The sequence below is a fragment of the Bacillus atrophaeus genome (genome assembly GCF_039519175.1).
GTDB lineage: Bacteria > Bacillota > Bacilli > Bacillales > Bacillaceae > Bacillus > Bacillus atrophaeus.
Window position 1 is genome coordinate 1490469 of the sequence record NZ_CP154443.1, and the last position, 15314, is coordinate 1505782.

The 15314-nt window shown below is 44.4% G+C and carries 13 protein-coding genes and 5 tRNA genes; 9 read left to right on the forward strand and 9 right to left on the reverse strand.

Annotation, left to right across the window (positions count from 1 at the left end; genetic code table 11):
• Window positions 1-54: 54 nt before the first annotated feature.
• From btr to AAHT65_RS07890, 9 genes are all read right to left on the reverse strand, one after another.
• Window positions 55-1650 carry a bacillibactin transport transcriptional regulator Btr gene (btr, locus tag AAHT65_RS07850; RefSeq protein WP_094231248.1) on the reverse strand — a complete coding sequence of 532 codons (1596 nt, stop codon included), beginning with the start codon at window positions 1648-1650 and terminating at the stop codon, window positions 55-57.
• 328 nt (window positions 1651-1978) lie between these two features.
• The gene (locus AAHT65_RS07855; protein WP_343311280.1) at window positions 1979-3223 is read right to left on the reverse strand and encodes a DUF1343 domain-containing protein; all 1245 of its coding nucleotides are present in this window, start codon (window positions 3221-3223) and stop codon (window positions 1979-1981) included.
• Window positions 3224-3238: 15 nt separating this feature from the next.
• Window positions 3239-5167 carry a glycoside hydrolase family 3 protein gene (locus AAHT65_RS07860; RefSeq protein ID WP_268494483.1) on the reverse strand — a complete coding sequence of 643 codons (1929 nt, stop codon included), beginning with the start codon at window positions 5165-5167 and terminating at the stop codon, window positions 3239-3241.
• 45 nt (window positions 5168-5212) lie between these two features.
• The gene (gene pbp4b, locus AAHT65_RS07865) at window positions 5213-6550 is read right to left on the reverse strand and encodes a penicillin binding protein PBP4B (protein WP_268494484.1); all 1338 of its coding nucleotides are present in this window, start codon (window positions 6548-6550) and stop codon (window positions 5213-5215) included.
• Window positions 6551-6610: 60 nt separating this feature from the next.
• Window positions 6611-7978 carry a PTS transporter subunit EIIC gene (locus tag AAHT65_RS07870; protein ID WP_010787458.1) on the reverse strand — a complete coding sequence of 456 codons (1368 nt, stop codon included), beginning with the start codon at window positions 7976-7978 and terminating at the stop codon, window positions 6611-6613.
• 27 nt (window positions 7979-8005) lie between these two features.
• Window positions 8006-8857 (reverse strand): MurR/RpiR family transcriptional regulator, encoded by an 852-nt coding sequence (locus AAHT65_RS07875; RefSeq protein ID WP_094231253.1) that lies wholly within the window; start codon window positions 8855-8857, stop codon window positions 8006-8008.
• Between the two features lie 12 nt (window positions 8858-8869).
• Window positions 8870-9787: an N-acetylmuramic acid 6-phosphate etherase gene (gene murQ, locus AAHT65_RS07880; protein WP_343311281.1), complete on the reverse strand. Its 918-nt coding sequence runs from the start codon at window positions 9785-9787 to the stop codon at window positions 8870-8872.
• 107 nt (window positions 9788-9894) lie between these two features.
• On the reverse strand, window positions 9895-10377 hold the full coding sequence (locus tag AAHT65_RS07885; protein ID WP_268494486.1) for a GNAT family N-acetyltransferase: 483 nt from the start codon (window positions 10375-10377) through the stop codon (window positions 9895-9897).
• A gap of 14 nt (window positions 10378-10391) precedes the next feature.
• Window positions 10392-10847 (reverse strand): DUF523 domain-containing protein, encoded by a 456-nt coding sequence (locus AAHT65_RS07890; RefSeq protein ID WP_010787462.1) that lies wholly within the window; start codon window positions 10845-10847, stop codon window positions 10392-10394.
• A gap of 183 nt (window positions 10848-11030) precedes the next feature.
• On the opposite strand from AAHT65_RS07890, the gene AAHT65_RS07895 reads away from it, so the two are divergent.
• From AAHT65_RS07895 to AAHT65_RS07935, 9 genes are all read left to right on the forward strand, one after another.
• Window positions 11031-11105 (forward strand) — tRNA-Glu (locus AAHT65_RS07895).
• A 3-nt stretch (window positions 11106-11108) separates the two neighbouring features.
• Window positions 11109-11184, forward strand: a tRNA-Val gene (locus tag AAHT65_RS07900).
• A gap of 3 nt (window positions 11185-11187) precedes the next feature.
• Window positions 11188-11260: transfer RNA gene (locus AAHT65_RS07905), tRNA-Thr, on the forward strand.
• Window positions 11261-11279: 19 nt separating this feature from the next.
• Window positions 11280-11364: transfer RNA gene (locus tag AAHT65_RS07910), tRNA-Tyr, on the forward strand.
• Window positions 11365-11368: 4 nt separating this feature from the next.
• A tRNA-Gln gene (locus AAHT65_RS07915) sits at window positions 11369-11440 on the forward strand.
• Between the two features lie 229 nt (window positions 11441-11669).
• Window positions 11670-12233, forward strand: a complete 564-nt coding sequence (gene sigW, locus AAHT65_RS07920; protein WP_003327877.1) for an RNA polymerase sigma factor SigW — start codon at window positions 11670-11672, stop codon at window positions 12231-12233.
• A gap of 13 nt (window positions 12234-12246) precedes the next feature.
• Window positions 12247-12873, forward strand: a complete 627-nt coding sequence (gene rsiW, locus AAHT65_RS07925) for an anti-sigma-W factor RsiW (RefSeq protein ID WP_003327878.1) — start codon at window positions 12247-12249, stop codon at window positions 12871-12873.
• 176 nt (window positions 12874-13049) lie between these two features.
• A complete protein-coding gene (cdaA, locus tag AAHT65_RS07930) occupies window positions 13050-13871 on the forward strand; it encodes a diadenylate cyclase CdaA (protein ID WP_003327879.1) in 822 nt (273 codons plus the stop codon).
• On the forward strand, window positions 13864-15303 hold the full coding sequence (locus tag AAHT65_RS07935; RefSeq protein WP_010787464.1) for a CdaR family protein: 1440 nt from the start codon (window positions 13864-13866) through the stop codon (window positions 15301-15303). The genes cdaA and AAHT65_RS07935 overlap by 8 nt, the downstream gene beginning before the upstream one ends.
• Window positions 15304-15314 lie beyond the last annotated feature (11 nt).

Below are 15314 nucleotides of genomic sequence, written 5' to 3' on the forward strand. Positions count from 1 at the left end.
TCAATTGAGATTATAGAGAATGAATAGATATAACACCATGGACAATTTCCGGCATTATGATGGACTATTACCGGAAAGTAATGAAATGGTTTGCTGAATGATCCGTTCATGGCCGCAAGCTGAATATTCACACCAAGGGTCCGGTGTAATGTGATAAACCTGTTTGTTGCGCACCGCTGTTAGGTTTTGCCATGTTTCGGTTTCCTGAATTTGCTGATAATAGGCTAATGTTTCCGGTTCTTTGAAAACCAAAAGCATAAGACAATCAGGTTGGTAATTTGTCAGCATTTCCAAGGAAATCTTTTGTTCCGGAGGTGTGTGTTCGGGTTTTGCTGATGCAAAATCCAGATCTCCAAAGAACACATCTTGAATGCTTCGGTTATGCGACAGGTAAAAATGTTGTTTATGCAGGCGCACAAACAGAAAACGTTTCTCCTGCATATGGCGAAAAGATTTTCTGACCGCTGCGGCCTGCTGCTCATACGTCTCAAGCCAATTGCGGACTTCAGATTCTTCCTCCAAATATGAAGCGGTGAGCATCAGGTGGATTCTCCAATTTTCCTGTGAAGGAAGATAGAAAACGTCAGCGATTCGTTTCAAACGCGTTTGTTCCTCTTGGGAAATGGAATCCATGCTGACAATCACTTCAGGTTTCGCGCGCGATAACGTATGGAGATTTTCTTCCCATTGTTCATTAAAACGGTATGCGCTAAGGTGAACCGGGATATCGGATGAAAAATGTTTATAATAATGGGCTGTCCATTTTGGGTGAAGCGGTGCCGCAAAAGGAATGAGATGGAGCGGGATAAGCTGTCCCATTGTCCCCTTTCCGTATGCAGCTATTTGTTTTCGCCTTTTTTTCATATAGCTTGTAGGTGAACATCCCGTATGTTTTTTAAATGTTCGGCTGAAATAAAATTCATCTTGATAGCCGGTTTGGTTAGCAATTTCTCTAAGTTTGTAGTTTGCTTTGGCCATCAGCCGTTTTGCTTTTGTCATTCGGGTTTCTGTAATGAATTCAGTCACACTTTGCCCGTACCATTTCTTAAAGGTTTCGCTGTAATGCTTCGCGCTGATACCTGCCATTTGAGCGAGCTGGTCTAAGGTGATTTTTGTATCGGCGTGATTCTTGATAAATTCTTTTGTTTTTACGATTGCTGATTTTGTATCAGTTTGGCAGTAGGTTTTCGCTGAAAAGATGTCATAAACCAGGCTTTGAACATCTATGCTGCACTTCATCTGCTGAAGCGGTGAAGAAGCGGGCCATACATCAGCAAGCTGTTGAAGCCGGCTTGCAAGATTTTCGACAGGCTGTACATTCATCATCTGAAGATCAGAAAAAACATCCCAATCCGTGTTTGGAATCAAGGTCCTTTGATCAGCTTCATAAGAATAGGTGTGCAGTCTGACCAGATAGATACTGATTTCTTTTGCGGAACGGGGGAAAATACCGAATGTTTCAAAGGGAGGACAAATATAAAGTGTTTCTTTTTGCAGCGGAAGGCTGCTGGTCCCGATGGAAATGGCGCCGTCACCTTTTAAATGAAAAATCAGAACGAAGGAGTCGGCGAGCTGTTGTTCTGTATGGATTTCACTTGTTTTTTTTATAAGTTTTATTTGTATCGGCTGATAAATAAGTGAAGAATGCAATGGAAAGACCACCTTTTCTGAAAACATTCATTTAAATGATAATCATTATCAATAAAATTGTACCAAATAAATGAATGTTTTCCTATAAAAAGCGGTGAAAACATTACAGCCAAGTTCCTTTAGCGATCAGATGGTCCCTTCCGCCGCCGCAACGATGATATAAAAATCCATTTTCTCCACACTCCTTTTCTCATATTACAGAGAAACTCTTTCTAAATCATAGGAAAAAGCCCCTGCTCGTGAGGCAGGGGCTGGAAAGCTATAGCATACATGAAAGTTACACGTGTAACTTTCATGTATGCTTTTTTAGAAACATTATATTGCTATGCTAGTAGATGAGATATTTTTTTCTGAGTTTCTTAAATTCCTTGAGGGGCTTCTGATAGGCATCTGTAATTTCTTGTATGTCCGCGCCTTCTTCAATTTTTGTTCTGACCCAGCCGTTGCCGATTAATTTGTCAAAAGAGCCTGTCGCCAGAAATTCAAAGTCATCAGGGTAGAGGTCGTGTATGGTTTTAATGAGCGAGAGTCCTGTTTTGACTGCTTCGAATTTTTTTCTGTCCGTCACATACATTTGAACCCCGTGGCATAGTTTGCCTTGATGCTTGGAGAAGGTTGGGATATAGGATGCTGCTCTGAACGTGACGCCCGGCAGGCCGAGGCTGTTTAACTTTTCCTCCAGTTGTGTGCTTTTCATGTAGGGAGCGCCGATGAATTCGAACGGTTTTGTTGTGCCTCTGCCTTCGGATACATTTGTTCCTTCTATTAAACCTGTTGCAGGGTAAACGAACGTGCTGTCAATCGTCGGCATATTAGGCGAAGGGAGGACGAAAGGAAGTCCTGTATCTTCAAAATTCATCTTCCGCTTCCATCGTTTCATTTTGACGACGGTGAGGTCGGCGTTGATCTTAAACTCTTTGTTAAACAGTAAGGCTAACTCTCCAATCGTCATCCCGTGTTTTAAAGGGATAGGATAAAGACCGACGAAGGAAGAGTAGCCAGGTTCAAGGACCGGCCCTTCAACTTTCTGTCCTCCTTGCGGGTTCGGACGGTCTAACACAATAAAGGGAATGCCGTTTTCCTTGGCGGCTTCCATCGCATAAGCCATCGTGTAAATATACGTGTAATAGCGTGTTCCGACATCTTGGATATCAAATACGAGGATATCGACATTTTTCAGCATCTCAGGTGTCGGTTTTTTTGTTTTGCCGTATAGGCTGTAGACTGGCAGCCCTGTTTTTTCATCAATATAAGACGCAACTTCGTCTCCGGCCTGAGCATCCCCGCGGACGCCATGCTCAGGACCATATAATGTTGTGAGCTGAATGTCAGGATCTTGGCTGAGGACATCGACACTGCTTTTGAGTGAGGAGTTTACGCCTGTCGGATTGGTAATCAGCCCGATTTTTTTGCCTTTCAGTTGTTTTTTATAATCGGATAAAAGGATGTCGATGCCCGTTTGGACCTTGGGTTTTTTGACTGCTTGGTTTTCTTGGTCTTGGGAAGCTGAGGCGGCCGTCATGGTTCCGATCATAAGCATTCCTGCGAGAAGCGCTAATCCTGTTTTTTTCATATTCAGCCCTCCTTGTTACAGCGGTTTTCCGGTTTTGAGGTTTACCCCATGGCCATACGGATACAATATGTCTCCCGGTCTGGTGACAGATGGAATGTTAACTGGGAGTGTGCCTTTTGGTTTGGTCTGCCCGAAGATCGCTTCAATGCCTGCTGGGATATTCGGCTGAAGATAACGGCCGTCGGCATATCCTTTGAAGCCGTAGACGGCAATAAGGGCCTGAGCTTCTTCAAAATTGGCCGCATCATATGGATTACGCAGGCTCATCAGTACAAATTTCTTATGATTTTGCTGTGCTGACTTCATGACGGCTCTCGGAAAAACTGTCGCCCATTTGCTTGAATCGGTCACAGTGTCGTCGATGACGCCATCGTTGATGACAGGATCATTTTTTACGACATAAGAGCCGGTAATCACATAATCAGCCTCTTTGATTTGTTTCTCAGTTTCAGCATCGAATACTCGGCCCTCAAAGTTCAGTTTACTGAGGGAAACGGGTTTGATTTTCTTTCGTTGGACAAGATCGGTAATGGTTTGCGCGATGGCTTCTGTCTGTTCTTCGTAAGGTGCAGCGATTAAAATCGAGCTTCCTTTTTTAGGTTTAAAGGGCAATGTATGCTGCTCGTTTTTAAGAATCGTCACTGCTTTTTCAGCTATTTGTTTCTCAGCTTTCCGGTGTTGTTTCCTTCCTACGGTTTTGAGGGCTTTTGCAATTTTTTTATCTATACTGCCTTTGTTCTGAGCGGGGTAAATACCGCGTTTTATTTTCAGGGAAATGATTCTTTCAACTGATTGGTTAATTTGCTGTAAAGGAATGTCTCCCTGAGTAACTGCTTTTTTTAAGGCTTGAAGAACGCTGTCGAAACGGTTTTCTGTTTTGAGAGAAGTGACTGCGGCAGGCATTAATGCGATATCGACGCCCGCCTTAACTGCCATGACGACGGCTTCTTCCTGGCCGAAATGATCCGCAATGGCTTTCATATTGAGTGCATCAGTGACGATGACGCCGTCAAATCCCATTTCCTCACGGAGCAGCCCTGTCATGACTTTACGTGAAAGTGTTGCAGGAACAAGGACATCACTTCCGTCCAGCTTGCTTTTATAGGTCGTGTCGTCAAAGGCAGGAAATTGAACATGTGCTGTCATCACCATATCCGCACCAGCATTTATTGCTTTTTGAAAAGGATAGAGTTCAACCTCACGAAGGCGCTCTTTGTTATGAGAGACGAGCGGCAATCCGTAATGGCTATCAACATCTGTGTCTCCATGTCCCGGGAAATGTTTAACCGCTGAAGCAACATTTTGTTTTTGTAAGCCTTTCATTGAGTACATCCCAAGCTTTGCGGTTACCTCTCGATTTGAACTGAAAGATCTTACGCCGATGACTGGGTTATTGGGGTTGTTGTTAATGTCCAGAACAGGTCCGAAATTAGTGTTAATGCCCAAGGCTGAGAGCTCCTTGCCGATCACAGTCCCCGTAAGATACGCATAGTTGCTGCTCCTCGCTGCACCGAGAGCCATATTGCCTGGGAAATTAGTTCCCTCTCCGAGTCTTGTCACGATCCCGCCCTCTTGATCAATACTGAGTAACAGCGGAATATTGGGACTCGCTTTTTGAAATGCATCTGTCAGGCGAACGGTTTGTTCGGTTGTTTTTACGTTTTCTGCAAAGAGAATGACTCCGCCAAATTGATATTTCTCAACAAGACCGGCGACTTCATCATTCATTTCAGTGAGTGCAGCAGGAGATGCCGCCCCTTCTTTTTGCCAGTTTCTGAAATCAGGCATCAGCATCTGGCCCAGCTTTTCATCTAATGTCATTTGTGCCGTCAGCTGTTTAGCTGTTGTGGCCCCGGAAGGTTTTGCAGCTGAGGCCGGACTTGCCACAAGACACGCTGATAAACATAATACGGTTGATAGAGTAATGGAAATGATCGACTTCATAAAACGTCCTCCTATCGTTGTAGTCTAGACAAAAGACTTGTAATTTCATTCCATTGCTTCATAAATCGCGGTAATCACGCTTCCGTAACTGCCGGTTGGAAATTGATCTCCCTCAAACACATTCGGATTTACATCGGGATTCACTACAGGTGAATGTTTTTTATTTGTTAAAAGCGCGATGCCTAAGTTGTATTCAGGGTCAATGATTGTAACCGTGCCGGTCCAGCCTGTATGGCCGTAAGCTTTCTCGCTCGCGTAAGGACCGAACATCCACTCCATATCTTTACTGCCATTTCTTCTCCAGCCAAGTCCGAACGTCGGATCTGTTTCGGATGGAGCCGTAAATAGATCTGCGGTTTGCCGGTTAAATAATGAAACTTTTTTGTAGCTTCCGCCGTTTAACATGACTTGCAGAAGAACTGCCATATCATCCACCCGTGAAAATAATCCGGCATGGCCTGAAACGCCGCCCATCGAGTAAAATGCTTTTTCATCGTGGACTTCCCCTTGCAGGGTTTCGGATCTGATATTAGGGAAATGTATAGCGCCGTCTCTTGTATTGCCCAGCCTCTCGGTTGCAGCGAAGTTCTTTGGCTTAAAGCCTTTTTGAAGCGGATTATAGACTGTATGTGTCAGTCCGAGCGGCTTGTAAAGCTCTTGCTCCGTATAGACATCAATTGGCTTGCCGGTGATGTTTTCGATGATACACCCCAGCAGCATATACCCGATATCACTATATACGTGTTTTGTCCCGGTTTCGTATTCTAAGGGGATTTGAGTAAGGTACTGAATCGTTTTTTTACGGTCCTGTGAATAATAATCCCCGGCAGAATCCGGTCGATAAAAATAAAAGCTGGATGGCAGCCCTGATCGGTGCTGAAGGACATCAATCACACGAACAAGGCTTTTTCCTTTGATTTTATCTTCTTGGTGATCTTTGAATTCAGGCAAGTAGGCAGAAACCTTTTGATAAATGTCCAGTTTCCCTTGGCTGACTAATCGCTGAAGAGCAAAGTTGGCTGCGTACATTTTGGTGTTAGAAGCTAAATCAAACATCGTATCGGTTTTCATTTTCATTGGATGACGCAAAAGTGTGTCCCCATCGTATTTTTTGCTGTAGCCATATGCTTTCTTTTTGATAATGCGTCCGTCCTTGACGACGACAAGAACGGCTCCCGGAAAGCCTGCTGCAATGTCATGTTCAATCATTCGATCAACCTTCCTTAATTTCTTGGACGAAAAGTGTGATTTTTCTGTATTTAATGGTTTTGTATAGACTGGATCGACTGTTTGTCGGAGGGATGTTTGTGCCAATGCCCCATGCGGCGTCAAAACTGAGACTGTCAATAATGAGCTGAGTATCGCCAGAGTCATGATTTTCATAAGATCGCTCCTGCTATAAAAGTGTCGCCATGCCGTTTACTATCCCAAAACAGCCCGGCCTTAATCGAATTCATCCGCCATTTCATCTTTAAAACCGAATGCGTACGTTAACAAAAAGCCAGCCGCGTATGCAATCAACAGTCCTATTAAGTACAGAACGATTTGGTGTGTATGGACGAGAAAAGTAAGCGGCAGTCCTGATACTCCAATTGATGTCGTGGCAATTTGAAATTGGGCTTGAAAGGCGCCGCCGACGCCTGCTCCTAAACAAGCTGTCAAAAATGGGCGGCCGAGCGGAAGTGTCACACCGAAAATAAGCGGTTCGCCGATACCGAGCAGACCTGACGGAATCCCGCCTGCGATCGCTCTCTTTAACGCGGTCTTTTTTGTTTTGATGAAAATGGCAAAGGCTGCGCCGACCTGTCCTGCGCCTCCCATAGCTAATATAGGAAGGAGCGGGTCATCCTTGATGGACTGAATTAATTCAAGATGCACCGGCGTTAATCCTTGATGAAGGCCTGTTACGACAAGCGGGAGGAAGGCTGCGCCCAGTATAAACCCGGCAAACACACCGCCAACTTGTAAAATGGCTAACAGACCCGAAGTGATCAGATCGGAAATGAATCCTCCGGCCGGCATAAAGATTACATATGTCAAAATGCCGGTTAGAAGCAGCGAGATAGTAGGAGTAAGGATGATATCAAGTGATTGAGGAATAAAACGGCGAACGAATTGTTCTGTATAGGCAATGAATATAGCTGCGAATAAAACGCCGATCAGTCCTCCCCTGCCTGGAAGCAGGTGTTCACCGAATAAACTGATGTTCGCAATCTCTGGATTGATAATCAAAATGCCTGCCAGAGCGCCAAGCGCGGGTGTCCCGCCAAATTCTTTGGCTGCATTGATGCCGACGAGAATGCCGAGATAGGTGAACAGCCCGGAACCGATAACCGTTAAAATAAGCGCTATTTGAGATTCTTTAGGGAGCCACCCCGCCTGAACGACGGCTTTGGTAATTCCCGTGATCAGTCCTGATGCGACGAGTGCGGGAATAAGAGGGATAAAGATGCTGGCGATTTTCCGCAAAAACAGTTTAAACGGAGTCGCATTCTTTTTATTAATGGCCGCTTTCTTATTCGCGGCCGCTTCTTTTAAATTGAAATCTTCGCCTGATGACAGAAGCTTAGAGAATGCGGCAGTGACATGGTTGACGACTCCTGTGCCAAGGATGATTTGCAAGGTTTCGGCTTCGACAACGCCAAGAACGCCGTCAAGCTGTTTTAAAGCCTTAATATCAGTTTGGTCAGAATCATAAGGCGTGATCCGCAAGCGTGTCATGCAATGGGTATAGGATGAGATATTGGCTTTACCGCCGCAATACTCTAGGATTTTTTCCGCCAAAGTGCTGTAATATTCTTCTTTGCTCATGCAAAACCCCTCCCAATTTTGAAAAGCTTATGTCTTTCTCATGGATCGGATGGCTTCTCTTGTTTTATCTATATAACCGACTGTTTCTTCATATCGCTCCGCTGCCATGCCTAAAAATAGCATATCAATCATAAAAAGCTGAGCGAGGCGGGAAGATGTGGCGGCACTGCGAAATGGCGCTTCATTTGAATGAGCGGTATATAAGGAAACATCAGCTAAAGAGGATACAGAGGTCTGGCTGAATTGCGTAAGGCTCATTGTGGTAATCCCCTTTTCCCGCGCCATAGAAAGAAGGTCAATCATTTCCTGTGTTTCTCCTGAAAAAGAAATGGCAAAGACAATGTCACGCTCGTCGGCATTCGCGATTAAAGACGCCACCAGATGTGTATCTGTAAAAGCTGTCGCCTGTTTATGAATGCGGAGCCATTTTTGCTGAGCGTCTTTGGCGACAATACCGGAGGCACCGACGCCGATAAAATGAACGGTGTGGGCTTGGCAAAGCATAGAAACTGCTCGTTCCAGCTCTTGATAATCGAGCATATCAGAGGTATCTTGGATGGCTTGAATGGCATTGCCTGCCGTCTTTTCAGCAATCGAGTATAGCGGCTCGTGGGGAGCGATGTCTCTGTACCCTTGAAGAGAGGGCTTCATAAGATCTCCCGCTATTCTCATTTTGAGATCTTGAAACCCTTTTAAACCGAGTGATTTACACAGCCTGATGACTGCCGCGTCACTCGTGTCGGCTGAGGTGCTGATTTCATTGACAGTGCTGTTTATGGCTTCATGGGGATGCTTTAATATGTAGTCTGCAAGTTTTCGTTCTGATTGAGGGAGTTTTTGCTTCATTGATTGAATGATAGACAATCCGCCGGTAGCCATATGACTCTCTCCTTATGTTGAATGGTAGTGTTCAATTGCTTTGTCGATAAAACCGTCTGCTTTGTTAAGTAAAGCCGTCGCGCGGTGTTGGTCTGTATTGGTTTTCAGCATGACAATGGCTGTTTTGACGTGAAGATCGGCTTTTTCGAGTGTTTCTTTAGCTATTTCATATGAAACTCCTGTGACGCTTTGAATAATCCCGATAGCGCGTTCTTTTAGTTTTTTGTTGCTGATTTTGACATCTACCATCAGGTTTTCATACACCTTGCCGATCCGAATCATCACGGCAGTTGATATCATGTTTAGAATCATTTTATGAGCGGTTGCCGCTTTCATGCGTGTAGAGCCTGTAATCACTTCAGGGCCGACGAGAACTTCAATGCTGTGGTCCGCTTCTTTACTGATAACTGAATCTTTATTGCAGGTGAGAGATACTGTCTTTGCCCCGATTTTTCGGGCGTATTTCAGCGCGCCGGCGGCATATGGTGTCCTGCCGCTTGCCGCAATTGCGATGAGTGTGTCGTTTGCGGTGAGCCCTATCTTCTTCAAATCTTCGACTCCGGCCTCTTCATGATCTTCAATGCCTTCTGAAGCCCGCAAAAATGCGTCCGCGCCGCCCGCCATTAATCCGATCACTTTCTCAGGGCTTACGCTGTAGGTGGGAGGGCATTCCACTGCATCTAACACGCCGAGTCTGCCGCTCGTGCCTGCCCCCGCATAAATGAGCCGGCCCTTATTTTGAAATGAATCAAATGCAAAATCGACTGCGGTTTCTACATCAGGAAGAACTTGTTGAACGGCCTCTGCGACCTTAAAGTCTTCATTGTTGATCATTTGTAAAATCTCCAGTGTTTTGGCTGTATGAATACTGGAGGTTTGTTTGTTTCGCGATTCGGTTGTTAGATGATGGATGTTCGGTTGTTCTGACATTTACATGCCTCCTTATGAATAATTCTTACTATTCAGTATATGATATTTTGGAATGATATTTCAATAACGACTAGGTAATTATAAAATTTTATTTCAGTCATCACATTTTAGAGGTAATAATGAAGAATTAATTGTTCGCCGATCGGTCCGATTTTTCTGCGCCCTTTATCCAAAAAACCTGTTTTCAGATAAAGGTGTTTCGCACGGGTGTTAAGATGATTGACTGCAAGCAAAATTTCATCACACCAAGGGAAATATGCGCTTACAAACGCGGGAAGCTGGAGCATTGCATGTTTTGCATAGCCTTTCCCGTGATGAACAGAATTAATCGACAAGGCGCTGAGTAATATGGCGTACGGATTATTGGAATAGGGAGCGATGGTTTCTTTAGATATATGTAAAATGAAAAAACCGACTGGAAGATCTTCTTTTAAAATAACGACAGGATAACGGTCTTGGATCGTTATTGCTTGCGTAAGCACATCCTTAGGCAGCGCCGTGAAGCGTTTATCGGTCTCCTTAAGTTCAAAATCAGCAAGCTCTGATAAGTGTTCCGGCTTGTATAAGGATAAAGATACATCGTTGTTCATAGGTTTGCCCCCTTTTACATGATGTCGTCTAGCTGATGTTCAGAAATGACACGGTAGCCTGCCTGCTTTAAAAGAGCGGAGGTCACACCATTACCGGCGATTTTTTGGCCTGAGAAATCTCCATTATAAATAAAGCTGCTTCCGCAGGACGGACTGTTCTCTTTCAAAATGACAGCAGAAGCCTGTATCTCTTCAGCATAGGCCAATGTTTTGGCAGCGCCCTCCACATATAAATCAGTTACATCCTCGCCTGATGCGGTGATGATTTTTGCTTTGCCTGAAAGTACGTCTTCGCCCGTGCCTCCAATGATTTCGGCCGGTTCGCGCGGAGTCGTGAAGCCGCCGAGAAGCTCTGGGCAAGCCATCACCGCTTTATTTTCTTCGATAAGCCGCCGGATTTTTTGTGAAGCTGCATGGGAGCCGTTATACCGGCATTCAATACCCGCCAGGCATGAGCTGACTAATATCATATGAATGGTCTCCTCTCATAGCGTGTGATAGCTCTATCATAAAATAAATGTCCGCGAATTGAAGGACTTTTTCAGTTAAAAAAGGGGTAAAAAAGTTTGAAAATAAAAAAAATAAATTTTCTCTTTACAAAAGGTGTGCAACCTGTATATAATAACTTTTGTCAGCTTAACGGAAACAAAAACGGCCCGTTGGTCAAGCGGTTAAGACACCGCCCTTTCACGGCGGTAACACGGGTTCGAATCCCGTACGGGTCACCAAATGGAGGATTAGCTCAGCTGGGAGAGCATCTGCCTTACAAGCAGAGGGTCGGCGGTTCGAGCCCGTCATCCTCCACCATTTGCCGGCCTAGCTCAATTGGTAGAGCAACTGACTTGTAATCAGTAGGTTGGGGGTTCAAGTCCTCTGGCCGGCACTGTTTTCCAAATGAATATGGAGGGGTAGCGAAGTGGCTAAACGCGGCGGACTGTAAATCCGCTCCCTCAGGGTTCGGCAGTTCGAATCTGCCCCCCTCCACCATTTTTGGGCTATAGCCAAGCGGTAAGGCAACGGACTTTGACTCCGTCATGCGTTGGTTCGAATCCAGCTAGCCCAGTCACAGACACCTTTTGTTAAAAAGGTGTCTTTTTCTATGCTGATTCTTTTCGTTTTTTGATTATTAACCATATATACTATTTTTAAGCATATATTAAGGTAGTATATTGTCGATTTTCCATCTACACCCTGCCAAAAATTTGATAAACTATTTTTATAATAAAAAATGAAACCTTTTGAAACGAAGTTCGTATACATACAGACCGGTGAAGGCAGAGGTTAGATAAAACATGGAAACAATGATCAAAAAAAGAATCAAGCAAGTAAAAAAAGGCGACCAAAACGCATTCGCAGACATCGTAGATATTTATAAGGACAAAATTTATCAGCTTTGCTACCGTATGCTTGGCAATGTGCATGAGGCGGAGGATATTGCACAGGAGGCTTTCATCAGAGCGTACGTCAATATCGACAGTTTTGATATTAACCGGAAATTTTCAACATGGCTTTACAGAATTGCAACCAATTTGACCATCGACCGTATTCGTAAAAAAAAGCCGGATTATTACCTGGATGCAGAGGTGGCGGGCACAGAAGGCCTGACTATGTATTCGCAGATCGCCGCAGACGGGGTTCTCCCCGAAGACGCAGTACTGTCGCTTGAGCTGTCGAGCACCATTCAGCAGAAAATATTAAAGCTTCCAGACAAGTACAGGACTGTCATCGTATTAAAATATATTGATGAACTCTCATTAATTGAAATCGGCGAGATTCTGAACATTCCTGTGGGAACGGTGAAAACAAGAATTCACAGAGGCAGAGAGGCTCTCAGAAAACAATTAAGGGATCTTTAAGTGGGGTGATGAAATGAGCTGTCCGGAACAAATTGTTCAGCTTATGCATAAACATCTTGATGGAGATATCCTTCCGAAAGATGAAAAAGAATTAAAAGACCATTTGCGATTATGCGAAGGGTGCAGAAAGCACTTTTACGAGATGGAGAAATCCATAGCGCTTGTCCGGAGCACATCGCATGTTGAGGCCCCTGCCGACTTTACCGCTAATGTGATGGCGAAACTGCCTAAGGAGAAGAAAAGAGCGTCAGTTAAAAGATGGTTCAGATCCCATCCTATTATCGCGGCCGCGGCGGTATTCATTATCCTGATGGGCGGAGGGTTTTTCAACAGCTGGCACAGTGACCACAATTTCAGCGTGTCAAAGCAGCCGAATCTCCTGGTGCATAACAGCACTGTCATCGTGCCTGAGGGCGAGACGGTGAAAGGCGATGTCACTGTAAAAAACGGCAAGCTTATTATTAAAGGGAAAATAGATGGCAACGTAACAGTGGTAAACGGTGAGAAATACATGGCGTCTGCAGGACAAGTTACCGGTGAGATCGAGGAGATTGATGAATTATTCGACTGGGTTTGGTATAAAATGAAGTCAGCGGGACAAAGTGTAGTACACGCCGTAAACCCGAACGGAGAAGAGTAAAGCATTTCTGCTTTACTCTTTTTTTATAAAGCAATTACAATTTTTGGGCGGCTGTGCGATTTCACTTGAGAAAACAAAATGTGGTATAATGGGCTCGCTATGTAAAGTACATATGCCATTGTTGAACGAAAATTGACATAAGAAACGAAATGACTGAATTCTTGGAGGACGAGGAAATGGCTTTTGAGGATATCCCTTTTTTGCAGTACCTCGGCAATGCCGTTGATATTCTCCTTGTTTGGTATGTGATATATAAATTAATTATGGTGATACGGGGCACGAAAGCGGTCCAGCTCTTGAAAGGGATCGTTGTCATCGTGTTAGTCCGGACCGCCAGTTCATATTTGGGATTCAGCACACTATTGTGGCTGACAGACCAAGCGATAACATGGGGATTTTTAGCAATCATCATTATATTCCAGCCGGAGCTGAGAAGAGCGCTTGAACAGCTTGGCCGGGGCCGTTTTTTCTCAAGAAGCGGCACTCCTGTGGAGGAAGCACAGCATAAGAAAATCGAAGCGATTACAAAAGCGGTTAATTATATGGCAAAACGCCGGATTGGCGCCCTTTTAACAATTGAACGGGATACAGGTATGGGGGATTATATTGAAACGGGTATTCCGTTAAAGGCTCAAGTGAGTTCTGAGCTTTTAATCAATATCTTTATTCCGAATACCCCGCTTCATGACGGGGCCGTCATTATGAAGAATAATGAAATCGCGGCAGCCGCCTGTTATTTGCCTCTTTCCGAAAGCCCGTTCATTTCTAAGGAACTGGGTACGCGGCACAGAGCCGCTGTCGGCATCAGTGAAGTCACGGACAGTTTAACGATTATTGTGTCCGAAGAGACCGGCGGCATCAGTGTAGCGAGGAACGGAGACCTTCACAGAGAATTGACAGAAGAAGAGTTGAAAGAAATGCTTGAAGCCGAGTTTAAGAAAAATTCCAGAGACACTTCTTCGAATCGCTGGTATTGGAGGGCGAAGAAAAATGGATAAGTTCCTAAACAACCGCTGGGCTGTGAAGATCATCGCGCTGCTTTTTGCACTTTTGCTTTATGTTGCGGTGAACAGCGAACAAGCGCCGACTCCAAAAAAACCAGGGGAATCATTTTTCCCGACATCGACAACTGATGAAGCAACACTGACGGATATACCCGTCAAATCGTATTATGATGAAGAAAATTACGTCGTCACAGGTGTTCCGCAGACGGTGAATGTAACGATAAAAGGTACAACAAGCGCTGTCAAAAAAGCGAGACAGACAAAGAATTTCGAAATTTACGCCGATATGGAGAAGCTGAAGACCGGCACACATAAAGTAGAACTGAAAGCCAAAAATGTTGCCGAAGGGCTGACGGTTTCAATCAATCCATCCGTGACAACAGTGACGATTCAGGAAAAAACGTCGGAAAGCTTCCCCGTTGAAGTCGAATATTATAATAAAAATAAAATGAAAGAAGGCTACTCTCCGCAGCAGCCGATTGTCAGTCCGAAAAATGTTCAGATTACCGGTTCTAAAGACGTAATTGATAATATTTCTCTTGTCAAAGCGTCAATTAACCTTGAGAATGCAGATGAGACGATTGAAAAGGAAGCCAAAGTGACCGTCTATGACAAAGACGGGAATGCGCTCCCTGTCGATGTTGAGCCGTCAGTGATCAAAATCACGGTCCCGGTGACAAGCCCGAGCAAAAAGGTACCCTTTAAAGTCGAGCGTACGGGCAGCCTTCCTGACGGTGTCAGCATTTCTAATATAGAGTCAAGTCCGAGCGAGGTGACCGTCTACGGCCCGCAGGATGTATTGGATTCGCTTGAATTTATCGACGGAGTTAACGTTGATTTAAGTAAAATTAGTAAGGACACAGAGATGGAGGCAGATATTCCGCTTCCAGACGGAGTGAAAAAAATATCGCCTGAAAAAATCACATTAAATATTAAAGTGGACAGTGAGGCCGATAAGGATTTTGACGGAGTTTCCATTAAAACGGTGGGGCTGAGCAGCACGCAAAATATTGAATTTCTTGATCCGAAATCCAAAATGATGAACGTCACTGCAAAAGGTTCTCCCAGTATTATAGACAGTCTGAAAAAATCAGACGTCGAGCTGTATGTCAATGTCTCAGATCTGGACGACGGGGAACACAGCGTCAAGCTTGAAGTAAACGGTCCGCAGAATGTAACTTGGTCCTTGGCGAAAAAAAACGCCAAAATAAGGCTTACATCTAAAAACAGCACTTCTTCAACTGAGAAGAAAGACAGCAGTACGTCCGGCAATCAGAATGAAAGTGACCAGACAGATGAAAAAGAGAGTGACCAAAAAAAGAATCAGGACAGTGACAAGAGCAAGGATCAAAAACAAGACAAAAACCAAGATCAAAACAATGATCAAAACGAAGATGAATCAGATACAGATTCACAATCTTCATGAGAATGAAAAAG